Annotated in this window: 25 protein-coding genes; 10 read left to right on the forward strand and 15 right to left on the reverse strand. The window is 62.1% G+C overall.

The annotated features are described in order from the left end of the window. The first annotated feature begins 8 nt into the window (after positions 1-8). Positions 9-1,577, forward strand: coding sequence for an alkaline phosphatase family protein (locus tag NKI01_RS23670; RefSeq protein WP_352964837.1), 1,569 nt, complete (start codon positions 9-11; stop codon positions 1,575-1,577). A 51-nt stretch (positions 1,578-1,628) separates the two neighbouring features. Here the strand turns inward: NKI01_RS23670 and NKI01_RS23675 are convergent, their stop codons facing one another. Beyond that, entirely contained in the window at positions 1,629-2,975 is a 1,347-nt protein-coding gene (locus NKI01_RS23675) for a PRC-barrel domain-containing protein (RefSeq protein WP_352480849.1), read from the reverse strand. A 252-nt stretch (positions 2,976-3,227) separates the two neighbouring features. On the opposite strand from NKI01_RS23675, the gene NKI01_RS23680 reads away from it, so the two are divergent. Continuing rightward, on the forward strand, positions 3,228-4,148 hold the full coding sequence (locus NKI01_RS23680) for a diacylglycerol/lipid kinase family protein (protein WP_352480850.1): 921 nt from the start codon (positions 3,228-3,230) through the stop codon (positions 4,146-4,148). Between the two features lie 59 nt (positions 4,149-4,207). Here NKI01_RS23680 and NKI01_RS23685 read toward each other — a convergent pair whose 3' ends face one another. Further along, on the reverse strand, positions 4,208-4,381 hold the full coding sequence (locus tag NKI01_RS23685) for a hypothetical protein (protein WP_023720914.1): 174 nt from the start codon (positions 4,379-4,381) through the stop codon (positions 4,208-4,210). A gap of 146 nt (positions 4,382-4,527) precedes the next feature. Here NKI01_RS23685 and NKI01_RS23690 point away from each other — a divergent pair, with 146 nt between their 5' ends. Continuing rightward, positions 4,528-6,054, forward strand: a complete 1,527-nt coding sequence (locus NKI01_RS23690) for a sensor histidine kinase (protein ID WP_352964840.1) — start codon at positions 4,528-4,530, stop codon at positions 6,052-6,054. A 58-nt stretch (positions 6,055-6,112) separates the two neighbouring features. Here the strand turns inward: NKI01_RS23690 and NKI01_RS23695 are convergent, their stop codons facing one another. Together NKI01_RS23695 and NKI01_RS23700 are read right to left on the reverse strand one after the other, a co-directional pair. Next, positions 6,113-6,592: a hypothetical protein gene (locus NKI01_RS23695; protein ID WP_352480852.1), complete on the reverse strand. Its 480-nt coding sequence runs from the start codon at positions 6,590-6,592 to the stop codon at positions 6,113-6,115. Positions 6,593-6,602: 10 nt separating this feature from the next. Then, positions 6,603-6,929, reverse strand: a complete 327-nt coding sequence (locus NKI01_RS23700) for an ElaB/YgaM/YqjD family protein (protein WP_023720917.1) — start codon at positions 6,927-6,929, stop codon at positions 6,603-6,605. Positions 6,930-7,155: 226 nt separating this feature from the next. Between NKI01_RS23700 and NKI01_RS23705 the strand changes: the two genes are divergently transcribed. Further along, complete coding sequence (locus NKI01_RS23705) at positions 7,156-7,524, forward strand: response regulator (RefSeq protein ID WP_352480853.1); 369 nt, start codon at positions 7,156-7,158, stop codon at positions 7,522-7,524. A 30-nt stretch (positions 7,525-7,554) separates the two neighbouring features. Here NKI01_RS23705 and NKI01_RS23710 read toward each other — a convergent pair whose 3' ends face one another. Together NKI01_RS23710 and NKI01_RS23715 are read right to left on the reverse strand one after the other, a co-directional pair. Then, positions 7,555-8,106 carry a sigma-70 family RNA polymerase sigma factor gene (locus tag NKI01_RS23710; protein WP_023678544.1) on the reverse strand — a complete coding sequence of 184 codons (552 nt, stop codon included), beginning with the start codon at positions 8,104-8,106 and terminating at the stop codon, positions 7,555-7,557. A gap of 3 nt (positions 8,107-8,109) precedes the next feature. After that, on the reverse strand, positions 8,110-8,313 hold the full coding sequence (locus NKI01_RS23715; RefSeq protein WP_023720919.1) for a NepR family anti-sigma factor: 204 nt from the start codon (positions 8,311-8,313) through the stop codon (positions 8,110-8,112). 215 nt (positions 8,314-8,528) lie between these two features. Here NKI01_RS23715 and NKI01_RS23720 point away from each other — a divergent pair, with 215 nt between their 5' ends. The 5 genes from NKI01_RS23720 to NKI01_RS23740 all read left to right on the forward strand — a co-directional run bounded on the left by NKI01_RS23720 (position 8,529) and on the right by NKI01_RS23740 (position 11,854). Then, positions 8,529-9,323, forward strand: a complete 795-nt coding sequence (locus NKI01_RS23720) for a response regulator (protein ID WP_023678542.1) — start codon at positions 8,529-8,531, stop codon at positions 9,321-9,323. A 241-nt stretch (positions 9,324-9,564) separates the two neighbouring features. Next, positions 9,565-9,729: a DUF1328 domain-containing protein gene (locus tag NKI01_RS23725; RefSeq protein WP_023678541.1), complete on the forward strand. Its 165-nt coding sequence runs from the start codon at positions 9,565-9,567 to the stop codon at positions 9,727-9,729. 190 nt (positions 9,730-9,919) lie between these two features. Next, positions 9,920-10,954, forward strand: coding sequence for a sensor histidine kinase (locus NKI01_RS23730; RefSeq protein WP_352515608.1), 1,035 nt, complete (start codon positions 9,920-9,922; stop codon positions 10,952-10,954). A 138-nt stretch (positions 10,955-11,092) separates the two neighbouring features. Next, positions 11,093-11,263 (forward strand): hypothetical protein, encoded by a 171-nt coding sequence (locus NKI01_RS23735; RefSeq protein ID WP_352964844.1) that lies wholly within the window; start codon positions 11,093-11,095, stop codon positions 11,261-11,263. 345 nt (positions 11,264-11,608) lie between these two features. Further along, a complete protein-coding gene (locus NKI01_RS23740) occupies positions 11,609-11,854 on the forward strand; it encodes a YMGG-like glycine zipper-containing protein (protein WP_006328050.1) in 246 nt (81 codons plus the stop codon). 99 nt (positions 11,855-11,953) lie between these two features. Here the strand turns inward: NKI01_RS23740 and NKI01_RS23745 are convergent, their stop codons facing one another. The 4 genes from NKI01_RS23745 to xylF form a co-directional block, all read right to left on the reverse strand. Then, a complete protein-coding gene (locus NKI01_RS23745) occupies positions 11,954-13,576 on the reverse strand; it encodes a CHASE domain-containing protein (RefSeq protein WP_352817753.1) in 1,623 nt (540 codons plus the stop codon). A 129-nt stretch (positions 13,577-13,705) separates the two neighbouring features. Continuing rightward, a complete protein-coding gene (locus NKI01_RS23750; protein WP_023720922.1) occupies positions 13,706-14,506 on the reverse strand; it encodes an ATP-binding cassette domain-containing protein in 801 nt (266 codons plus the stop codon). A gap of 14 nt (positions 14,507-14,520) precedes the next feature. Continuing rightward, a complete protein-coding gene (locus NKI01_RS23755; RefSeq protein WP_352964847.1) occupies positions 14,521-15,852 on the reverse strand; it encodes a sugar ABC transporter permease in 1,332 nt (443 codons plus the stop codon). A 142-nt stretch (positions 15,853-15,994) separates the two neighbouring features. Then, positions 15,995-17,035: a D-xylose ABC transporter substrate-binding protein gene (gene xylF / locus NKI01_RS23760; RefSeq protein ID WP_352494193.1), complete on the reverse strand. Its 1,041-nt coding sequence runs from the start codon at positions 17,033-17,035 to the stop codon at positions 15,995-15,997. A gap of 286 nt (positions 17,036-17,321) precedes the next feature. On the opposite strand from xylF, the gene NKI01_RS23765 reads away from it, so the two are divergent. Beyond that, positions 17,322-18,566 carry an ROK family protein gene (locus NKI01_RS23765; protein ID WP_023720925.1) on the forward strand — a complete coding sequence of 415 codons (1,245 nt, stop codon included), beginning with the start codon at positions 17,322-17,324 and terminating at the stop codon, positions 18,564-18,566. Between the two features lie 9 nt (positions 18,567-18,575). On the opposite strand, the gene phoB is transcribed toward NKI01_RS23765, so the two are convergent. From phoB to pstC, 5 genes are read right to left on the reverse strand one after another with little or no spacing between them, the layout of a single operon-like run. After that, the gene (phoB, locus tag NKI01_RS23770) at positions 18,576-19,265 is read right to left on the reverse strand and encodes a phosphate regulon transcriptional regulator PhoB (RefSeq protein ID WP_031194536.1); all 690 of its coding nucleotides are present in this window, start codon (positions 19,263-19,265) and stop codon (positions 18,576-18,578) included. A gap of 16 nt (positions 19,266-19,281) precedes the next feature. Then, on the reverse strand, positions 19,282-19,989 hold the full coding sequence (phoU, locus tag NKI01_RS23775; RefSeq protein WP_023720927.1) for a phosphate signaling complex protein PhoU: 708 nt from the start codon (positions 19,987-19,989) through the stop codon (positions 19,282-19,284). Positions 19,990-20,021: 32 nt separating this feature from the next. Further along, positions 20,022-20,825 (reverse strand): phosphate ABC transporter ATP-binding protein PstB, encoded by an 804-nt coding sequence (gene pstB / locus NKI01_RS23780; RefSeq protein WP_023720928.1) that lies wholly within the window; start codon positions 20,823-20,825, stop codon positions 20,022-20,024. Then, positions 20,822-21,673: a phosphate ABC transporter permease PstA gene (pstA, locus tag NKI01_RS23785; protein ID WP_023720929.1), complete on the reverse strand. Its 852-nt coding sequence runs from the start codon at positions 21,671-21,673 to the stop codon at positions 20,822-20,824. The genes pstB and pstA overlap by 4 nt, the downstream gene beginning before the upstream one ends. Positions 21,674-21,676: 3 nt before the next feature. After that, complete coding sequence (pstC, locus tag NKI01_RS23790; RefSeq protein ID WP_502896305.1) at positions 21,677-22,663, reverse strand: phosphate ABC transporter permease subunit PstC; 987 nt, start codon at positions 22,661-22,663, stop codon at positions 21,677-21,679. Positions 22,664-22,698 lie beyond the last annotated feature (35 nt).

The following is a 22,698-nucleotide window of genomic DNA, read 5'->3' on the forward strand; positions in this document are numbered from 1 at the left end:
TATAGCGGTTGATTGGAAAACGCCCCAACATTCTCCTGATCACCTGCGACCAGTGGCGCGGCGACTGCCTATCGGCTGCTGGCCACAAGGTGGTAAGAACGCCGAATGCCGACGCGTTGGCTGCAGAGGGCATTCTTTTCAAGAAGCACTATGGCGGCGCCGCGCCTTGCTCGCCGGCTCGCGCCTGCCTCTACACCGGCCTCTACCAGATGAACAATCGTGTCTGCCGCAATGGCACACCGCTCGACGCCCGCCACGGCAACATAGCGCTCCGGGCGCGTGCCCTCGGCTATGAACCGACGCTGTTCGGCTATACTGATATGGCACGCGATCCGCGTACGCTGGCGCCTGGCGACCCGCAGCTGAAGAGCTATGAAGGCGTGCTGCCCGGCTTCACCGTACGTCAGCTTCTGCCCGAGCACCAGAAGCCTTGGCTGTCATGGCTCAAGGCGCGCGGCGTCGATGCCGGCGCCGGCTCCCCCGACATCCACCGCCCGACGGGCGAAATCCGGGAAAACGACGGCGGGGTCAGCAACGCCCCGCCAATCTATTCGAAAGACGAGACGCCGTCGGCCTTCCTGGCCGGCGAATTTATCCGCTGGCTCGGCGAACAGGAGCGCGATGCGCCGTGGTTCGCGCACCTTTCCTTCATCAGTCCTCACCCACCCTTCATCGTGCCGGCGCCTTACAACGCCATGTACGATCTGGCCATCGGTCCAGCTTTTGACCGCGCCGAAAGCTGGCAGGCCGAAGCAGCAAGCCACCCTTATCTCGCCTATGAACTTGACCGGCAGGAACGGTCGAAATTCCGGCCCGGCTCGGAGGGCAAGGTGCGCGACTGGGGCGACGATAATTTTCGCCGCATCCGGGCGCTTTATTACGGCATGATCTCGGAGAGCGATGCGCAGCTTGGCCGGGTCTGGCAAGCAGTCAAGGCGGCCGATGCATGGGACGACACCGTCATCGTGCTGACCTCCGACCACGCCGAGATGATGGGCGACCATTTCATGCTGGGCAAGGGCGGCTTCTTCGACGGCAGCTTCCATATTCCGCTGATCATTCGCGATCCGCGCCGCCGCAAGGCTGTCGGCAGCAGCGTCGACCGCTTCACCGAGGCGGTGGATTTGGCGCCGACCTTGCTCGAGCTCACTGGCGGCGAAGTGCTGCCGCATCTCGACGGCCGCTCGCTGGCGCCTTTCCTGGACGCGACGGAGCCGGACGCCTGGCGCGACGCGGCCCATTGGGAGTTCGATTTCCGCTCGATCGCGGATGGTGATGCCGAACGGTATTTTGGCATCGGTCAACGCCAGTGCAATCTCGCCGTCATCCGTACGGAAAAGTACAAATATGTGCATTTCGGCGGTGGCCTGCCGCCCTTGCTCTTCGACCTCGAGAAAGACGCCGGCGAGGTGACCAGCGTCGCGGACGACCCAGCCTATCTGCCGGCGCGGCTGGAACTTGCCGAAAAGCTCCTTGCCTGGCGGGCCGAGCATCTCGACCAGTCGCTGGCGCTCGCCGAATTGACGCATGACGGCGTTACCGGCCATGTCGCGGGCCTGCCTTTTGCGTCGACATGAGAAAGCCCGCGCCGTTGCCGGCGCGGGCTTACCTGTCGACTGAGATGCAGCTTACCGCATGATCATGCGCTGTTTGTCGCGGTTTTGCGCATAGCTGCCCTTGTCATAGGCGGCCTGCGCCTCGAGCTGCTCCTTGGTGAAGTTCGTGTAGAGATAGCGCTTGCCGTTCTTGTCGGTCATGAATTTCAGGTTGTCCATACCGACTGCCACCTCCTTCTCGCCGACGCCGAGGAAGCCGCCGACGTCGATGATGACTGCGTCGACCTTCTTGTCGCCGCTCAGCACGACGTCGCCGATCTCGCCGACATTGGCATCATTGGCGCCGTAAACGGTTGTTCCAACCAGATCCTCGGCCCGGATTTCGCCTATCGGCATTTCAGTCAGCGTCGACTTGTCGATCGAGCCGGTCTTGGTCTGGTCGGCCGCGGAATTAGCCGTGGGCGCCGGCGCCGGGGCATTTTGAGCCGTTTTACTGGCTTGGTCAGTGTTGCTGGTCGTCGCGGTGTTGCTGGCCGTCACGGTAGGCGTGACGGTGGCAGGCGCAGTAGCCGCGGCATCGTTCGACGCAGTGGTTGCCGGGGCCGGATCATAGGCCTTGCGGTTGAAGTCCGGCTGTGCCTGCAGCTCTTCCTTGGTCGTTTGCGCGACCAGCCAGCGATCGCCGTTCCTCTCGGCCCACTGCGCCTTGTCGAAATCATAGGCGACGTTCTTTTCGCCGATGCCGAGGAAGCCGCCGACACCGATGATCAGCGATTGCGCCTTGGCTTCCTTGTTGATGACGATGTCGTTCACGTCACCGATGTTTTGGGCGTCGTCGCCGGTGCCGTTATAGACGGTCTCGCCGATGATATTGGTGGCGAGATTGCCCTCGGCGCGCTTCACTGGCTCAGCCGGCGCGGCAGGCGCCGGGGTTGTATTTTGCGCGCTGGTGGAAGGGGCGGCAGGCGCCGCATTATCCGCCGAAGCTGGTGGCGGAGGCGGATCGTAAGGCCTCCGGTCGAAATCCGGCTGAGCCGTCAACTCATCCTTCGTCGTTTGCGCTATCAGCCAACGGTCGCCATTTCTTTCGGCCCATTGCATCTTTTTGTAGTCGAAAGCGACGTTCTTGGTTCCTATGCCAAGAAAACCGCCGACGCCGATGACGACGGATTTTACCTCGCCGCGCTCGTCGAAGACGACGTCGCTGATGTTGCCGATATTCTGGGCATCGTCGCCGGTGCCATTATAGACGGATTCGCCGATGATGTTGGTGGCAAGGCTGCCCTCGGCACGTATCGCCGGAGCGGTATCCTGGGCGGCGGGTGGTTGCGCCGGCGCCGGGGTCGTCGCCGATTGCGCAAATGCACCCGTCGCAATCAATGTTGCGACTGCTGTCGTGGTTAAAAGGGTGCGGATCATCTTAGTGTCTCCTCGTCGGTGATTTCGTGCACGCCCTGCCCGCCTGGCGTCACTGCGGGCGCAGCGTCTTCTGCATGTTCACAACGTTGTGACCACACTGTTGTTCCGAAAAAAGCCGCGGTGCACCCTGTGCGATGTCAATGGTTCTCGGATTCGCCGCGCTGGTCGAACGGAACATTTTCTCGGCCGCCCCGTTCCACTCCCGGCTGGGGCCCCGCCCCGGCCCGATAGGTGCTGGAAAATGGAACGGCCATGCGGTTTGCAGCGGTGCTGAACAAGGACGGGGGCACCCTGCGCACCATCGATCTTGAGGCCTTCGCCAGCCGGATGCGCGGCACGCTTGAGACTGCCGGCCACTCGATCGATATCGAAATCGTCGCCGGCAAGGATATCGTCGCCACGCTGGACGGCGTAGCTTCCAGGCGCGGCATCGACGTCGTGCTGGCGGGCGGCGGCGACGGCACCATTTCGGCCGCGGCAGCCCGTTTGATGAACGGGGAGAAGGCGCTGGCAATTCTGCCGGCTGGCACAATGAACCTTTTTGCGCGCGGCCTCGGTATTCCGCAGACCCTCGATGCGGCACTGAAATCGTTTGCGGACGGCGAGGTGATGGCGATTGACATTGCAACAGCCAACGGCCGGCCTTTCGTGCATCAATTCTCGATCGGCATGCACGCCAGGATGGTGCAACTGCGCCAGAAGATGGAATTCGGCTCGCGGCTGGGGAAGATGCGTGCCTCGGTGCGAGCCGCTTGGGCAACGATCAACAATCCACCGGCGATGAACGTAACGCTGACGGTCGGTGAGGCCGAGATTAGAACCCGGATCACCGGTATCGGCATCACCAACAATCTGTTCGGCGAGGGCCACCTGCCCTATGCCGACGATCCGGCAGGCGGCGTGCTGGGCATCTATGTCACCGTGGCACGGCGGCGCGGCGAATTGATCAGGTTCCTCTTTGACGTCGCCCGTGGGAAATGGCGCGGCAACGAGCATGTCGAAATCCATCAGGCAAACCGCGCCGTTTTGAAAATCCATTCGACGAACAGGAAAGTTCAGGCCGTCATGGACGGCGAACTGGTAAAGCTCGATCGCGAGACGACCGTCGAAATCCATCCGCGCGCGTTGAATGTTCTCGTCCCGGCGCGCGCCGCCGAGGCAAAGGTTGCCTGACGTGAGGTAGCGTGATGTGGGGTTGCGTGATGCGGGTTGGCACGAGAGATGGAGAGAGTCTAGCCGCTGGGTGTGTTGCCCTGCTCGGTCTTAGGCGTCTCGATCATCCAGCCGTAGATTTCGGCGACGCCCCAGGCGATAAAAGCCAGCAACAGCGCGGCGATCAGGATACGAAGGACATGCTGACCCCGCCGCCCTTGACGGGCTTTGTTTTCAGGAACGATTTTTGGCATGGTCTGGCTCCATATTTGGCGCCGGCAGGCGTAGCTAGCAGGGCATTGGCTGGTAACGGCTCCCCGCTGCGAAAGTTCCGGCTCGACAAGGCGGCAAACGGGCCGGTTGGCCTGATCAATCAGCGGGGCCGGCCACTGGGGGCGTAGTGGACGACAATAGCCAGACAAAGCCGGGCCTGCCGGTCGATATTCGCCGTGTGGTGGGCGCCGCGGACCGCCTTGCCGTGCTGCACGGCCTCGACGCGCTGGATACGGCTGCCGACCCTGATTTCGACCGTATCAGCGGTCTTGCCGCTTCGGCGATGCAAATGCCTGTCGCACTGATCACGCTGATCGATGCCGAGCGGCAGTGGTTCAAGTCCTGTATCGGCCTCAACGAGACCGAAACCGCAACCGAGACATCGTTCTGCGCCTATACCATCGCAGCCGGCGACGTGCCGATGGTGGTGGCCGACGCGGCGACGGATCCGCGGTTCAAAGCCAATCCGCTAGTCACCGGCGAACATCATATCCGCTTTTACGCCGGCGTGCCGATCGTAGTCGACGGCGCACTGATCGGCACGCTCTGCGTGCTCGACCGGAAGCCGCACGCACGTCCCTCTTCTGTCCAGCTCGACCAACTGTCGGCGCTAGCTGGCCTCGCCGCGAGCCTGTTCACGCTGAAGGATGCAACCCGCAGCGCAGCGATTGCCGAGGCCGCACTGGCTCGAGAGGAAAAGCGGCGCGCTATTGCGCTCGATGCAGCTTCGCTCGCCAGTTGGGCATGGGATATCCGCAGCGACATGATCGACTGCGATGTCCTGCTGTCCGAATTGTTCAACTTGCCCAAGTCGAACAGGCTGAGGGCGCGCGACATCCTGACCGGCATCGACCCGCGCGACGTTCATCAGACCGAAACACGCTTTCGCGACGCGCTGACCGGCAGCGACGATTATTTTGGCGAATACCGGGTCAAAGGCCTCGATCCGCCGCGATGGATCGCAACGCGCGGCCGCGTCATAGAGCGCGACGGCGAGGGCAAGCCGACGCTGATCTTCGGCGTCAACTACGACATCACCGAACGCAAGCTTGGCGACGAACGTCAACGGCTGTTGCTGCGCGAGCTCAATCACCGCGTCAAGAACACTTTGGCAACCGTACAGGCGCTGGCGACGCAGACCGTTCGCCATGCCCGTCAGCCAAGCGAATTCCTTGAAGCTTTCAGCGCCAGGCTGCAGGCGCTGGGCGTTGCGCACAGCCTGCTGTCGGACCGCGAGTGGCGCGGCATCGGCATCCGGGAGCTGGTGGAGATCGAAGTAAAGCCGTTTCAAACCGCTGGACAATCGCGCATGGCGATCTCCGGCACCGATGTCCTGCTCTCACCCGACCAGGCAGTCGGACTCGGCCTGATCCTGCATGAACTGGCAAGTAACGCACTACAACATGGGGCGCTCTCGGTTTCTTCCGGAAAGGTCGATCTCGATTGGAAGGTGCAAGGCAGGAAGGGTGCACGACGTCTGTTGCTGGCTTGGCGTGAAAGCGGCGGCCCGCGGGTTGCGCCGCCCGAACGCCATGGCTTCGGCTCGATCCTGATTCGCCGCAGCCTGGCCAAGGTCATTTCCAGCGAGGTGACCCATGAATTCCGGCCCGACGGCGTAATCGCCGAAATATCGATGCCGCTCGACGATTTTTGACGCGAGGATTTTACGACCGGGCGCCAGAATCGTTTGCGCCGAACTATCCGCTTCCGAACTACTTCCCTTTGCCGGTATCCGGATCGTCGGAGTCGGGCTTCACGTTCTCGCGGTAGATGGCGTAGGCTGCGAGTGCTATCGCCGGGCCGAGAATGGCGCCCAATCCGCCCTTCGCCACGCCACCTTTGCCCTTGAGCAGCGCCGGCAGCACGGCGAGTGCAGCGGCGATGCCGACCGCCTTCATGTCAGCGTTGCGTCGCTTCGCCCGGCGTCTGGCGCGCGAGCCGGCCGACATCCGGTAGACGAGCAGGATGAGACCGGCGATTGCCAGAAAGCCGATCCCGAAGCTCAGCGACGCTGCCACCGGCCCATAGCGGGCCGCCGTCCAGATATAGGCCGCCCCGACCAGGAAGCCGAGGCCGCACAGCGCCGCGAGTGCTGCGACCGAATAGACCATCGCAGCGACGCGCGCGCGTTGTATCGCCGCAATGGTTTCGCCCGAGGCGAGGCCCGAGATCAGCGATGCAAGCATTCCCATGCGTGCAGAACTAGCGGCGCGCGAGGAGCGCGAAGAGGAACCCGACGCCTGCGGCGATCGCCAGCGAAGTCACAGGCTTTTCGCGCATATGGGCTATCAGCTGCGCCTCGATGTCCTTGGCGTTGCTGCGCAGGCTGTCGAAGGCTGCTTCGCCCTGGGTTCGCAACTGCTCGACGCCCTCGGCGGCGGCGCGGCGCGCAGCCCCGTAGCCATGTTCGCCAGTTTTGGCCAACAGCTTGGTAAGTTGGTCGATGTCGGCCTTCAGTTGTGCGATGTCGGCCTCAATATCGGAATTCGTGCGGGCTTCGTTCGCGGCCTTTCCTGCGGCAGTCGCCATTGCTTCACTCTCCTTGCTTTTGCTCGGTCGAAAACGCCCAACAGACCCCAAGGTTCCGGCACGAACCTCTTCTAACCCTATCTCCGGCAGCGCTCGTTGCAAATGCCTTGCAAGGGCCGAGGCCGACGCATCCGCCGGCATGTCTTTTTTAAATGACAGCATGCCAAATAGCGATCATGACTTCCCCGGTTTCAAGATAGAGACGCATTTAAGGAGATATTGCTGCGTGGGCCCATCGCTTGACGGTTTGCGGATTCTTATCCTGGAAGATGAGTTCCTGATTGCCATGGATATCGAGCAGCTTTGTCGCGACTACGGCGCGCTCGATGTGGTCATCGCCCGTGATCTGACTGAGATCGAACAGCAAGACGTTGCCGCGCAGTTCGACGTGGCCATCGTCGACCTCATGCTGAGCGGCGTTTCGACGCTTCAATTTGCTTCACGGCTGCGTGAAGCTGGCATCCCGTTCGTCTTCGCCTCGGGCCAGTCGGATATGGACGAGATCAAGAAATCCTTTCCCGGCGTCAGACTGGTCACCAAGCCCTATTCGGGAGACGATCTCGTCGAGGCAGTGGCAGCGGCCTGCAGGCGCTGAGGCGCGGAGCGGCTCGAACACGCCCACGCTTCACGCTGCCGTCGACCCCGTTACCTGAGCCGAAATTGCGTCCGGGCCATACTCGTCTTCACCGGAGATCTTCAAGATTTCCTGCAGCCGCGTGCGGGCGCGGCTGACGCGGCTCTTGATCGTTCCGACGGCGCAGCCGCAGATCTCGGCCGCTTCCTCGTAGGAAAAGCCCGATGCGCCGATGAGGATAATGGCTTCGCGCTGGTCTTCGGGCAGCAACTCGAGCGCGCCGCGAAAGTCTTCGAGGTCAAGCTGGCCGTGCTGGGCCGGATGAACGGCAAGTCTGGCCGTCATGACGCCATCGCTGTCCTGCACCTCGCGGCCGCGCTTGCGCATCTGCGAATAGAATTCGTTGCGCAAGATCGTGAACAGCCATGCCTTCAGATTGGTGCCGGGCTGGAAGCTTTCATGCTTGTCCCAGGCCTTGACTAATGTTTCCTGCACCAGGTCGTCGGCCTTGTCGGCATTTTGCGTCAGCGACACGGCAAAAGCCCGCAGGCTCGGGATCGAGCCGAGCAAGTCGGTCTTGAAGCCCTGGGAGACGGCCGCCATGCCTCAGTCCTTCTTCTGTACAGGTTCGGCCTTTTCCAACTGGCTGAGCAGTTGTGCGAAGCGATCCGGCACATTGTCGGAGACCAGCTCGTCGTAATATTGTTTGAGTTTGCGGCCGATTTCCGAGTTCGGCCCAAGCGGGTCGCGGGAAGCAGCCCGGCGCCCGTTGCCAACGCCAGCCGTGGTAGCTTTCGTCATGTTCTTCATTTCGCCCTTTGTCCCAGCCTTAAGCCGCCCTTCAACACATAACGCAAGGCAAGCGGCAGCCTCGTCTGGTTGCCCAACCCCGCCCTAAACGCCAGCCCGCATACTTAGTTCCGCATGACCGGAACTTTTTCGCACAACCCGCGTTTTTAACTTTGGGCTTGCGAACCGTTTTTAGCTGTAACATGTAATCACGTCATATGAGGGAGACGTCCGATATGAGCCTATCAGCAACCATCGCTCCGCACCTGCCGTTCCTGCGCCGCTTCTCGCGCGCGGTATCCGGATCGCAGGAGAGCGGCGACGCGTTGGTCGCCGCAATGCTCGAGGCCATCATTGCCGATGTCGATATCTTTCCGGACGCATCGAACGACCGCATCGCACTCTACAAGGTCTTTGCCAAGCTCTTCACCTCGGTGGCCATTCGCGTTCCGCAGGAGCATGCCCAATCGGCATGGGAGCAGCGCGCCGCGGCCAATCTGAATGCAATCGCGCCTCGTCCCCGCCAGGCCTTTCTGCTGGTCGCCGTCGAAGGCTTCAGCGAAGACGAGGCGGCGGAGATTCTCGACGTCGACGAACAGGAATTCTCAGAACTTCTCGCTCAGGCGAGCAACGAGATCTCCCGTCAGGTGGCAACCGACGTGCTGATCATCGAGGATGAGCCGCTGATCGCCATGGATATCGAGGAAATGGTCGAAAGCCTCGGCCACCGCGTCGTCGGAACAGCGCGCACCCACGCGGAGGCGGTGGCGATGTTCGGCAAGGCGCGGCCAAAGATGGTGCTTGCCGATATTCAGCTCGCCGACGGCAGTTCGGGCATCGCGGCCGTCAATGAAATCCTGTCGTCCACCTCGGTGCCGGTGATCTTCATCACCGCCTTTCCCGAGCGGTTGCTCACCGGCGAGCGGCCGGAACCGGCTTTCCTCGTCACCAAGCCATTCAACCCGGATATGGTCAAGGCTCTTATCAGCCAGGCCCTGTTCTTTGACCGGCACGCGAAGGCCGCGGCATAAAACAGCTGGCGACCGAGTTGCGGCCGCCAGGGTGTGGGATAGCCACTCCCCTTGGACCGGATGGGGGCGTGACGCCGACTTAACACACGACAGCCAACTGCTGCCGAACCTGACGAGAACCTTTTCGCACACACCGCAGCAATTCGGGCCGTAACGATTTTCAGCATCGTCTTTTTCGGGAAATGGTGGAACAAACGGAGGCGAATCACGTTTTCACCGCAGCATTGGAAGGAGATGGATCATGCTTTACTGGGCGCTCGTATTTCTCGTCGTGGCGATCATCGCCGGTGCGCTTGGTTTCGGCGGCATCGCTGGCACTTCGGCCGGCATAGCGCAGATATTGTTCTTCATCTTTCTCGCCTTCCTGATCATATCGCTTATTGCCGGCCTGATCAGACGGGCGTGAATGCCAAGCGGCCATTCAAGCGAACACTGGAAGCCGCACCCCTCAAACGGTTTCCAGCCACCGCCGGGCAGTGTCCTCCAACGGGATGCCGCTCGGCGGACCGCTTTTTAGGGCTCGATCCGAAGCTCCTCCTTTTGGAACCCATTTTTCCGTGAGCCGTTCAGCCCGACGTGGGTTGAGCAAATTACCGATGCGTTCCAGAGTCGGAAAAATGAAAGACCGCGGCCAGAGGGATGAGATCATCGCTCTGCATCCCGCCGAAAGCGGAATGCAGCTTGGCCGAGCCCTTCTCCACGCCTTGCACAATGCCGGGATTTCCGTTCTATACCAGGATCGCGAGATGAAGACGGTGTGGGCGCGCAACATGCGCGCACCATGGACCTCTGATGCCTCCGACAACAACGGCATCTTGCCGCCGGCGCAGGCAGAGCGTATCGGCGCCGCCAAGCACGACGTCATCGTCTCCGGCAATCCTCAACATCTCGAACTCAGCGTGCCGGCCGATGATGGCGCCCGCTGGTTTCAGGTATGGATCGACGCCGACCGCAGCGAGACCGGCGCGGTGCAGGGCGTCGTGACCACCATGGTCGAAACAACCGAGCAGAAACGCCGGGAGCAGACGCTGAAGGCGCTGCTGCGCGAGGTCAGTCACCGCTCCAAGAACCTTTTGGCCATCATCCAGAGCATCGCCACCCAGACGGGGCGTTATTCCGGCAGCATTGACGATTTCCTGACGCGTTTCCGGGGCCGATTGCAGTCGCTGGCCTCCTCGCAGGACCTAGTTACGTCATCCAACTGGCGGGGAGCGGCGCTGCGCGAGCTGGTTTCCGGTCAGGTCGGAAGGTACGGCGCGGACCCCATGCACAGCCTGCGTTTCCGCGGCGCAAATCCATATCTCAATCCCAATGCTGCCTTGCACATCGGCTTGGCCATGCATGAGCTCGCCGTCAATTCGGTCAGCTATGGCGCGCTGTCGCGCAGCGATGGTTTCGTCGAGGTGACGGCCGATCTGACGGCCGCTTCCGCTGGCGAGCCTGCGCTGTCGCTGACATGGGCCGAAGTGATCGGAGCCAACGACAATCAACGCAGCGAGAAGCGTTTTGGCAGCGTCGCACTTGAACGCGTCGTGCCCACTTCGTTGAATGGAACGGCGACACTTGAGATCACCGGGAACCGCCTCGAATACCGTCTTGTCGTTCCTCACGGCAATTTCGAGACGGATTGAACGAACGGCGGCCGCAGGAAGAAGGCTGGCTGCATCACCCCGCCTTAACCGACTGTTCACCATAAAGTCCGATCCTGTCCGAACGTGCCGATTCAGCGGACATTGATTGAGTTTGGCACAATATGAAAGGAATGGGCCTTGACGGCTGCCGACTTGAACAGACTGGAACAGGCCGCTCGCGTCTCGATGAGCGGTTTTCAGGATCCCGACGTGTCCGCAGCGCCCGCGCCTCGTGCTTTGCCCCTTCGCTTCGCCGCCTTTGCGCTTATGGCCGCGATCGTCCTGACCGCCGCGTCCCAGTTGATCTGATCGAGCTCGCCTCTGCTTGATTCCTTTGAAACCGCGGCCGAGTGCACGGCGGCGCGCCCCCGTTCGCGGTCATCGACCGGCAGGGCCAAGCCCAACATGTCGGCGCCAAATGTCTTGCCGTCGATCCTGCGCTCGAGGACGGCTATGACAGGATTGTCTGGAATGTGCATCCCGACGCCACGCTCGATGCGTCCTTGGAGATTTCCGAGTTCGTGGTAGCATCGAACGGCGCACGTCCGAAAAGACTATCTTAATCAACAATGAAATCGTGCGCGCAGAGGCCGCACTTTCATGCTAGATGGCGGCTGGAGCTTGTTAAAGTGAGGACAAAGTGAGGATGACTCCATGCGGAAGATGATTATTGCCATGGTTGCCGTGGTTGCGGTCAGCGGCTGCACCACCACGGAAGAGAACGTGGGTATCGGCACTGTGGGCGGCGCGCTTATTGGTGGCGCTGTCGGCGGCGGCAAGGGCGCTTTGATCGGCGCTGGCGCTGGTGCGATTGGCGGTCTGCTGGTTCGCCGCCTGCAAAATGGCTACTGCCAATACAGAGATCGTCACGGCCGGATCTACACAGCTCGCTGCAACTAGTTTCGAGTTCCAGGCGAACAGCAAACGCGGAGGCAGACCACCTGTCTCCGCGTTTGCACTTCCAAAGCGCTGTCGCGATGCGGCTCACGAGACGGCGTTTCAAGCCGGCAGCGGAACCTTGATTTCCACGTTCAAGCCGTTTTCGTGAAAATCGCGCCTGATTGTGCCACGCAACTCGCGTGTGACGTTGAGATCGATCAGTCTGGTGCCGAAACCGCTCTTCGCCGGTGTCTCGAGCTTCCTCTGCCCGGCCTCGCGCCAGTTGAGAGCCAATGTCCGGGCTCCGCCGCGGCCTTCGAGCGACCAGTCGACCTTGAGCGCACCGACTGAATTGCCGGTTTCGCCATGCTTCAGCGCATTCGTCGCCAGTTCGTGAAAGACGAGGCCGAGTGCCTGCGTCGTCTTTTCGTCGAGAAGAACCTCCGGTCCCGACAACAGCCCTTCAGGAAGCTCGCTTCCGAACACCTGGCCAAGCTCGATGCGCAGCAGGTCGCCGAGATCGGCTTTCTGCCAGCGTGAGCGCGTCAGCATGTCCTGGGAAGCCGCCATCGCCTGCAGCCGAGCCGAAAATGATGCCGAGAACTCTTGGACGTCGGCGGTGTGCGATGCTGTCTGGCGCGCGATTGCCAGCACCCGCGTGATCGAGTTCTTGATGCGATGCTTCATCTCCTGCAGCATCAGGTCTTTTTCCAGCAGGCTCTTTTCGGTCGTTTCGTGAAGCAGCGAGACCGCCTCATAGGCCCGCTCCTGATAGCGGGCCACCAGCGCGATGGCGCCCGCAAGCAGTAGCCCGAACAATCCGAGCATCACCGGAATGGCACGCGAGGAAGGTTGCGAGAAAGCACTTGTCGGCCTGAACAGGACGACCCACGGCCGACCGGCAACGGTGATCTTGCGGGTGATCAGCAGCCTGTCGCCAAGGGCTGAAACAGGCGGCGTTTCCGACTGGAACAGCAGGTTGTCACTGTTCACAGCGCCGTCATAGATTTCGGTGTTGACCGGCAACAGAGGTGCCCGGCTGAGCGCAGCCTGGAACAGGTCCCGGGAGCGGAAGGCCGCATAGAGGAAGCCGGCAGTCGAAGATCTCGATGCGTTGACGGCGTCCGGCGCGGTTTCGACATTGAGCCGGACGAAGACGAGGAACCCGGTGAAGGTCTGCGCGGCACCCGTATCCTTGCCGAGCTGCACGAGCCCGCTGGCGTGCAGCTGGTCGTCGACCATCGCCTTTTCGATCGCCTCGCGCCGCACCGGCCCGGCGAACATATCATAACCGATGCTGGATTTATTGGACGGGTCCAGCGGCTCGAACAGCACGATGGGCGTACGCCACGGCAAGTTCGTGTCGGGATAGATCGGATGGCTTGCGCCGTGATCGTGCAGGATATCGCGCTCGACCGCCGCCTCGTTTTCAGTTTTCGCCAGGCGGAGGAAGCCGATGCCGCGCAGGCCGGCGAAATTATTGTCGATGTCGAGCGCGTTGAAGAAAGCCTTGAACTCGCCTTGCGAGATACCGCCATTGCGCGCATCGAACAATGCCCGGGTTGAGCGCAGCAGCGACAGGTCCAGGTCGATGCGGCTTTCGATCCGGTTAAGCGCGTCGTCCGCCGTCGCCTCGAATTTTATACGGGCGGCTTCCTGGGTGGCAAAATAGGCAAAACCCGCCATCGTCAGGCTGATCAGCGCGACGGCGATGAAAGCTACGGTCGGAAAGAGTTTCTTCAATTGCCGATACGTCCCGTGGACGGTTCGGCATCTTTATGGGCAACTCCCGACGCCAACACAATGGGGAGGCCAAAGCATGGTGACTGCTGGCACATTTTGGCGACTTGTGATTAGCCGGCTAATTCTCGTTCAGGCCGCGATCTTCAGGGCGCCCGGCCCTGGGATGGCGCCGGGCGGGCACTTGCCGAGGATGATCATGCCGAGCACCTCGTCCTGGGTGACATCGGTCGTGCGCGCCGTGCCGACAACCCGACCGTTCTTCATGACGCAGACGCGGTCGGCAAGCTCGAACACGTCATGGATGTCATGGCTGATCAGGAAGATGCCGATGCCGTCGGCCTTGAGCTGCCTGACCAGTTCGCCGACCTGTGCCGTCTCCTGCGGCCCGAGTGCCGCTGTCGGCTCGTCCATGATCAGGATGCGGGCGTTGAACAGGATGGCGCGGGCGATCGCAACCGACTGCCGCTGGCCGCCCGAAAGCTTTACCACCGGCTCCTTGAAGCGTTGGAAGCGCGGATTGAGCCTGCCCATCACCTTGCGCGCCTCAGCCTCCATGGCGACGTCGTCGAGCGTACCCCAGCCGGTCATCAGCTCACGGCCGAGAAACAGGTTGGCAGCCGCGTCGACATTATCGGCCAGCGCCAGCGTCTGGTAGATCGTCTCGATACCGTACTTCTTGGCGTCGCGGGGATTGGAGATCGAAGCCTCCTCGCCGTTGACGAAAATCTGGCCCGCATCGCGCTTGTAGGCGCCGGACAGGATTTTTATCAACGTCGATTTGCCGGCACCGTTATGGCCGAGCAAAGCCATCACCTCGCCCGGAAAAAGATCGACCGAGGCATCGTCGACGGCGCGAATGCCGCCGAAGGCGATCGAGATGTTGCGCATGTCGATCAGCGGCGTGCCCGTGGGAGCGGTCCTGTCTGCCATGCTCGTTCTCCTCACTAGACCCGTTTGCGATAGACGGTATCGAGCCACACCGCGACCACCAGCACGGCGCCGACAACGATGCTCTGCAGCGGCGAATCGATGCCGAGCAGCACCATGCCGGATTGCAGCGACTGCATCAAAAGCGCGCCGAGCATGGCGCCGAGCACCGTGCCGGAGCCGCCGGCGAGCGACGTGCCGCCGATCACGGCCGCCGCGATGACCAGCAGCTCGTCCAGGGTCCCCAGCGCATTAGTCGACGCGTTGAGGCGCGCCGATGCGATCGCCGCACTGATCGCGGCCAGCACGCCCATGATCATGAACACCTTCATGGTGACCCAGCGTGTGTTGATGCCGGCGAGTTCGGCCGCTTCCGGATTGCCGCCTATGGCAAAGACATAGCGGCCGAAACGGGTGCGTCTGGTGATGAAGGTCATGACGATGCCCGCGGCCACGGCCATCAGCACAGGTATGGCGATGCCGTGGGCGATGAACAACCCGCCCTCGGGAACGGTGATGCCGTTCTGCTGGGCATGTTGGCGTACGATGCCGACCGGCCAAGGATAGGAATTGGCGATCCACACGGCGCCGAGGATGGCGGCGCAGGCTATCACGCCGAGCAAGCTTTCCGCCCAGACAGGGCGCAGCGGAAAGTTGAAGCGCTTGCGCTGCGAGCGGCCGTTGAAGAGCATGAAGGCAACGGCCGCGCAGGCGAGGACACCGACGATCCAGCTCCAGGTGGCGCCGATCGAGCCCCGTGGTCCGCCGCCCATCAGCTGGAAGGTCCTGTCCAGCGGCGCAACGGTGCGCCCGCTGGTGATCAGCCATGCCATGCCGCGCCAGACCAGCAATCCGCCGAGCGTCACGATAAAGGCAGGAACCTGGAGATAGGCGATGATGAAACCCTGAAACGCTCCGATAGCCAGGCCGAGCACCAGGCCGGCGGCCAGTGCGATGACCCACAGCCAGGGGCTGCCAAGCTGAAATCCCATGATGCGGACGAGGAATTCGGCCTGCGCCACGCCCATCACCATGCCGATCACGCCTTCCACGGAGCCGACGGAAAGATCGATGTTACGCATCACGATGACCAGCACCATGCCGGTCGCCATGATCGCCACCGACGAGGTCTGCACCGAAAGGTTCCAGAGATTGCGCGGCGTCAGGAAGAGCCCGCCCGACAGTATGTGGATCCCGACCCAGATGACCAGCAGCGCGCCGACCATGCCGAGCATGCGCGTGTCGAGTTCGGTTGCCTTGAGAAATCGGGCAACGACGCCGGCCTCCGATTCCCGCGCCCGGTCTGCCGTCGAGCTGTCGACCGGCGTGTTGGAAGTCGTGTCGGTCATGATGTTTCTCCCGCCGGGTTGCCGTCTGCCGCGGATGCCGGAAGCAGCCTAGAAGTTATCCGCCGGAAGCGGAAAAACAATTCTTTCTTGAAAAAACGCCGCGGCAAGCGGCCGCGGCGTTCGGACTTCTCGGAAACTCGGATCAGTTGCAGACCGGAACAGCGCCCGCCGCCACGCCCGCGCAGACCTCTTCTTTCTTGATCCAGCCGGCGTCGATGACGACGTTGAGGTTGTCCTTGGTGATGGCGACCGGGGTCAGGAACAGGGACTTTACGGTGTTGCCGCCGGGCGTGGTGAAATCCTTCACGCCGGCAATGTCGGTCATCTGCTTGCCGTCGGCCAATTGCGAGGCGATCTCGGCGGCGTTCTTGCCGAGCTCGCGCGCGTCCTTCCACACCGAGACCGTCTGTGTGCCGAGCGCGATGCGGTTCAGCGCGGCGTGGTCGCCGTCCTGGCCCGAGACCGGAACCGATCCAGCCAACCCTTGCGCCGTCAGTGCGGCGACGACGCCGCCGGCAGTGCCGTCGTTAGCGGCGACCACCGCATCGACCTTGTTGTCGTTCGCGGTCAGGAACTGTTCCATGTTCTTCTGGGCGTTGGCCGGCAGCCAGCCGTCGGTATAGGCCTCGCCGACATTCTTGATCTTGCCGCTGTCGATGGCGTCCTTCAGCACTTCCATCGAACCGGCAAAAAGGAAATCGGCATTCGGATCGGCGCCCGAGCCCTTGATGAAGACATAGTTGCCTTCCGGCTTCACCTTGAACACGTCGCGGGCCTGCATGCGGCCGACTTCCTTGTTGTCGAAGGTCAGGTAAAAGACGTCCTTGTTCTCGATCAGCCGGTCGTAGCCGACAACCGGAATACCTTCGTCCAGCGCCTTTTGCACGGCCGGCCCTATCGCCGAGGCGTCCTGCGCCAGGATGATCAGTGCGTTGGCGCCCTGCGAGATCAGGCTCTCGACGTCGGTGAGCTGCTTGCCCGGATTGGACTGTGCGTCGGCGGAGATATACTTGTCGCCGGCAGCCTCGATGGCCGCCTTCATTGCGGCTTCGTCGGTCTTCCAGCGCTCTTCCTGGAAGTTCGACCAGGAAACGCCGATGACCTTGTCCTTAGCCTGCGCCACCGACGCAAGCGCCAGCGTCATGGCGACACCCGCCAGAATGGCGGTCGTGAATTTCTTCATCATATCCTCCCTGCGCCGCGTACGGCGTGACCAATTGGCCCCAAAGGCCAGCTTAGAGGCGCTAATTTTTTCGAGCCTCGAAAAAATACTGGCCCGATCTCCCGCTGCTGTCAACATCGATTCTGATGGATTTTGATGTTGCTGCGACTTTTTTCGAGCTTCGGAATAAACGATGACAGCGCCACCTGCATCTGACACTATTTGCCTCATCCGACACTATTTGTCGGCATTACCGACCGCTTCCGGTTCATGAGCGGCCGCGGCAAACCGGGAGGAAAGCAAAACGATGTCGGTCGGAATCCGCCATGACGATTTGCGCCGGCGCAACCGGGCGATGGTGATCTCGGCCGTGCGCCGGGCCGGCCAGCCATCGCGTACGGAGATCGCCGCAACCACCGGCCTCAGCCATTCGACCATATCGGCGATCTCCTCCGACCTGATACGGGAAGGCATCCTCGCCGAGAGCAAGGCAAGCGAACCCGTTTCGTTGAAACGCGGTCGTCCGCAGGTCGGCCTCGCCCTCAATCCGGAAGCGGCGGCGGTGCTGACCGTGGTGTTGTCGCTGAATTTCCTGTCGGCCGCCATCATCGACTATGCGGGGCAGGTGGTCGCCGAGGAACAGCGCCGGCTGGACACGCTGACCATGCCGCGCGACGAACTGATCCGCGAATGCATGGCCATCGTCCGGCGCCGGCTGGACGATCCAGATCTTGACGTCCGCAGTGTCGCCCGCATCGCCCTGGCGATTCAGGGAATTACCGACTCCCCTGCACGCGCCATGCTGTGGTCGCCGATCACGCCCCAGACGGACATCGCCTTTGCCGACATGCTGGAAGATGAATTCGGCATCCCGGCCACGGTGGAGAACGACTGCAATATGATGGCGGTGGCTTTGCGCTGGCGCGATCCGGATCGCTATCGCGACGACTTCATCGCCATCCTGCTTTCGCACGGCATCGGCATGGGGCTGGTGTTGAAGGGCGAGCTGTTCACCGGCACGCATTCCTCGGGCGGCGAGTTTGGCCACATGATCCATCGTCCGGGCGGCGCGCTCTGCCGTTGCGGGCGGCGCGGCTGCATCGAGGCCTATGCCGGCAATTACGCCATCTGGCGCAACGCCACGCAGATGAGCGAAGACAGCCAACCGGTCGCCGACGTCAGCGACGCCGACATGCGCGCGCTGGCGGTTCGGGCGCGCGAGAAGGACGGGCCGGAACGCGAAGCCTACCGCAAGGCCGGCGAAGCGCTGGGTTTCGGTCTCGGCTCGCTGTTCGCGCTGATCGATCCGGCACCGGTCGCAATGGTCGGCGCCAGTGCCGCCGCCTTTGATCTGATCGAGCCGGCCTTGCGGAAGGCCATCGCCCAGACCGCCGGCGGCCAGCATTCGGGCTCGATCTCCTTCGATACCGAGCCGAACGAATTGCCGCTGATCCGCGAAGGCTGTGCAATGCGGGCGTTAAGCTTCGTCGACCAGCAGATTTTCGCGCCGGGCGCGCAAATGAGGCCCGGCGTCAGAAAGAACGTAGCCTGACTGGGCGGGTCAATCTTCCCTGATCGCGTAGCCGGCACCGCGGATGGTGCGGATGACATCAGGCATGCGGCCGTTGTTGACGGCTTTGCGCAGCCGCCCGACATGCACGTCGACGGTGCGTTCGTCGATATAGATCGTCTCGCCCCAGACATTATCGAGTAACTGGCTGCGCGAGAAGACGCGGCCCGGATGCCGCATCATGAATTCGAGCAGCCGGAATTCGGTCGGCCCGAGCCGGATCTCGGTCTTCTTGCGATACACCCTGTGCGATTCGCGATCGAGCACGATGTCGCCGACCTTCAGCACGCTGGACAGCACTTCCGGCTTGGCGCGGCGCAGCAGCGCCTTGACCCTGGCCATGAATTCCGGTGTCGAAAACGGTTTGACCAGATAGTCGTCGGCGCCGGTCGAAAGACCGCGTACCCGGTCGCTCTCCTCGCCGCGCGCGGTCAGCATGATGATCGGCAGCCGTTCGGTTTCGGGGCGCACCCGCAACCGGCGGCAGAGCTCGATGCCGGAAACCGCTGGTATCATCCAGTCGAGCACCAGAAGATCGGGCACATTCTCCTGCAAACGGATCTCGGCTTCGTCGCCGCGTGTCACCACCTCGACCTGGTAGCCTTCGGATTCGAGATTGTAGCGGAGCAGCACACCCAACGGCTCCTCGTCCTCCACCACCATTATGCGTGGTGCGATCATCGGCTGGGCACCCCCATCATGTCGCCGGTGCGGACATTGTCGTTTCGTCTTGCTTCGGACGATTGACCGGCAATTGCTCGCCGGTCAGCACATAATACGCATTTTCGGCGATGTTGGTGACATGGTCGCCGATCCGCTCCAGATTCTTGGCGCAGAACAGCAGATGCGTGCAAGCGGTGATGTTGCGCGGGTCTTCCATCATGTAGGTCAACAGTTCGCGGAACACCGACGTATATTTGACGTCGATGCGCTCGTCGGCGGCGCGTAGCTTGGCCAACGCGGCCGCATCGCCTGCAGCATACTCCTCGATGACGCCCTGCACCTGGATGAGCACCAGCTGCGCCATCGCATCGATGGAATGCGATAGGTCGCGCGGTGTGACGCTAAGGCCGACCGCACTCACACGCTTGGCGATATTCTTGGCAAGGTCGCCGATGCGTTCGAGATCGCCGGCCATGCGGATCGCCCCGACGACATGGCGCAGATCGTGGGCCATCGGCTGGCGCTTGGCGATCAGGGTGATGGCGCGGTCGTCCAGTTCGCGTTGACGCGCATCCATGATGGCATCGTCGGAAACGACGCGTTGCGCCAGCACGTTGTCAGAATTCAACAGGGCCTTGGTCGCCCCGCCGACCATCGAACCGGCGAGGTCGGCCATGTCGCGGATCAGCTTGCTGATCTGCTCGAGATCCTCGTCGAAAGAAGCGACTGTGTGTTCGCCCATGGTCCTGTCCTTATATGCATGATCGGAACGGCTCAGCCGAAGCGGCCGGTGATGTAATCCTGCGTGCGCTTCTCGCGGGGCGACGTAAAGATCTTCTCGGTCCGGTCGAACTCGACCAGTTCACCCAGATACATGAAGGCGGTCTGGCGCGACACGCGCGCCGCCTGCTGCATGTTGTGGGTGACGATGACGATCGTGTAATCGGCTTGCAACTCGTCTATCAGCTCCTCGATCTTGGCGGTCGACAGCGGGTCGAGTGCCGAAGCCGGCTCATCGAGCAGAATGACTTCCGGCTTCACCGCCACGGTGCGGGCAATGCAAAGCCGCTGCTGCTGGCCGCCTGACAGGCTCAAGCCGCTGGCGTTGAGCTTGTCCTTGACCTCGCCCCACAGCGCGGCCCGCTTCAACGCTTGTTCGACGCGGCCGTCCATTTCGGACTTGCCGAGATTCTCATAGAGCCTGACCCCGAAGGCGATGTTCTCGTAGATCGACATAGGGAACGGCGTCGGCTTCTGGAACACCATGCCGATCTTGGTCCTCAGGAGATTGAGATCCTGCGAGCGGTCGAGAATGTTCTTGCCGTCGAGCAGCACCTGGCCCTCGGCTGTCTGCTTCGGGTAGAGTTCGTAGATGCGGTTGAACACACGCAGCAGCGTCGATTTCCCGCAGCCCGAAGGGCCGATGAAGGCAGTGACGCTGCGCTCGGGCAGCGACAAGGTGATGTCCTTCAACGCCTTGCTCTGGCCGTAGTAGAAGTTGAGGTTCTTGACCTCGATCTTCGTCTTCTCGGCGACCGTTTCGGTCATCGTCATGTCCGGGGACAACATCTGTGTCATCTGTCCTCTCTGCGTCCGGTAAGGCTGCGGGCGAGGATGCTCAAGCCCAGAACCGTCAGGGTGATTATGAGTGCGCCGGTCCACGCCAGTTGCTGCCATTCCTCGTAAGGGCTGAGAGCGAACTGGAAGATGGTCACCGGCAGGCTGGCCATCGGCGCGTTGATATTGCTGCTCCAGAACTGGTTGTTGAGCGCGGTGAAGAGCAGCGGCGCCGTCTCGCCGGAAATGCGTGCTATCGCCAGCAATATGCCGGTGACGATGCCGGACAATGCGGCGCGGTAGGCGACCGAACGGATCACCACCCAACGCGGCGCGCCGATCGCGGCACCGGCTTCACGCAACGCGTTCGGCACCAGGTTGAGCATGTCTTCAGTGGTGCGCACGACCACCGGAATGACCAGGATGGCAAGCGCAACGGCGCCGGCTATGGCCGAGAAATGCCCCATTGGCCTCACCATCAACTCATAGACGAACAAGCCGATGATGATCGAGGGCGCCGACAACAGGATGTCGTTGATGAAGCGCACGACGGTGGTGATGCGCGAGAAACGCCCATATTCGGCCATGTAGGTTCCCGCCAGCACGCCGATCGGCGTGCCGACGACAACGGCGATGATCGTCATCAGCAGGCTGCCCGCGATTGCATTGAGCAGGCCGCCGGCCTCGCCTGGCGGTGGCGTCATCTCGGTGAAGACCGCGAACGAAAGCCCGGCTGTGCCCTTATAGACCAGTGCACCGAGAATGAGCGCCAGCCAGGCAAGCCCGATGCCGGCGGCGACGACGCAAAGCGCCATCATCACCGAATTCCTGGCTTTGCGGCGGCTGTGGAGCGATGAGGATGTCGACATCGGTCAGGCTCCCGTACGGGCGTCGATCCGCATCAGCATATAGCGGGCGGCGGCAAGGATCAGGAAAGTGATGACGAACAGGATCAGGCCGAGCGAAACCAGAGAGGAGGTGTAGAGATCGCCGTCGGCCTCGGTGAATTCATTGGCGATGGTCGCCGAGATCGTCGTGCCCGGCGCGAACAGAGAGGCGCTGATGCGGTGAGCGTTGCCAATGACGAAGGTCACCGCCATGGTTTCGCCGAGCGCGCGGCCGAGGCCAAGCATGACGCCGCCCATGATACCGATGCGGGTATAGGGAATGACCACGCGCCGGGTCACTTCCCAGGTCGTGCAACCGATGCCGTAGGCCGATTCCTTCAGCACCGCCGGCACCGTATCGAAGACGTCCTTGGTGATCGAGGTGATGAAGGGCAGTACCATGATGGCGAGGATCAGCGCCGAGGTTAGAAGGCCGATGCCGTAAGGAGGGCCGGCGAAAAGGCTGGATAGTCCCGGCACGCCGTGGAAGATGTTGATGATGAAGGGCTGTATCGTCGTCTGCAGGAACGGCGCGAACACGAACAGGCCCCAGATGCCGTAGATGATCGAGGGAATGCCGGCCAACAGCTCGACCGCTATGCCGATCGGGCGCCTGAGCGGGCGCGGGCAGAGTTCGGTGAGAAACACGGCAATGCCGATGCCGATCGGAACCGCGATCAGGATGGCGATGGCCGCCGTGACCAGGGTGCCGTAGATCGGCGCCAGCGCGCCAAATTTTTCCGTAACCGGATTCCAGCTCTCAGTCGTCAGGAAAGAGAACCCGAAGGACGACAGGGCCTGCCATGAGCCGGCAAACAGCGAGATTGCGACACCACCGAGGATGACCAGCACAAGAATTGCGGAAGCGCGGGTGAGTCCGCGGAATATGGCGTCTGTGAGCGCGAAGCGCCGCACCGTAGCTTCCCTGGCCCGGGCTGCAGATGATAGCATGGCATCGGAAGCGATGGTCATTGGGTCCTCGCGATTGAAGGCAACAGGGAGGGCGC

This window comes from Mesorhizobium sp. M0815, assembly GCF_040319995.1.
GTDB lineage: Bacteria > Pseudomonadota > Alphaproteobacteria > Rhizobiales > Rhizobiaceae > Mesorhizobium.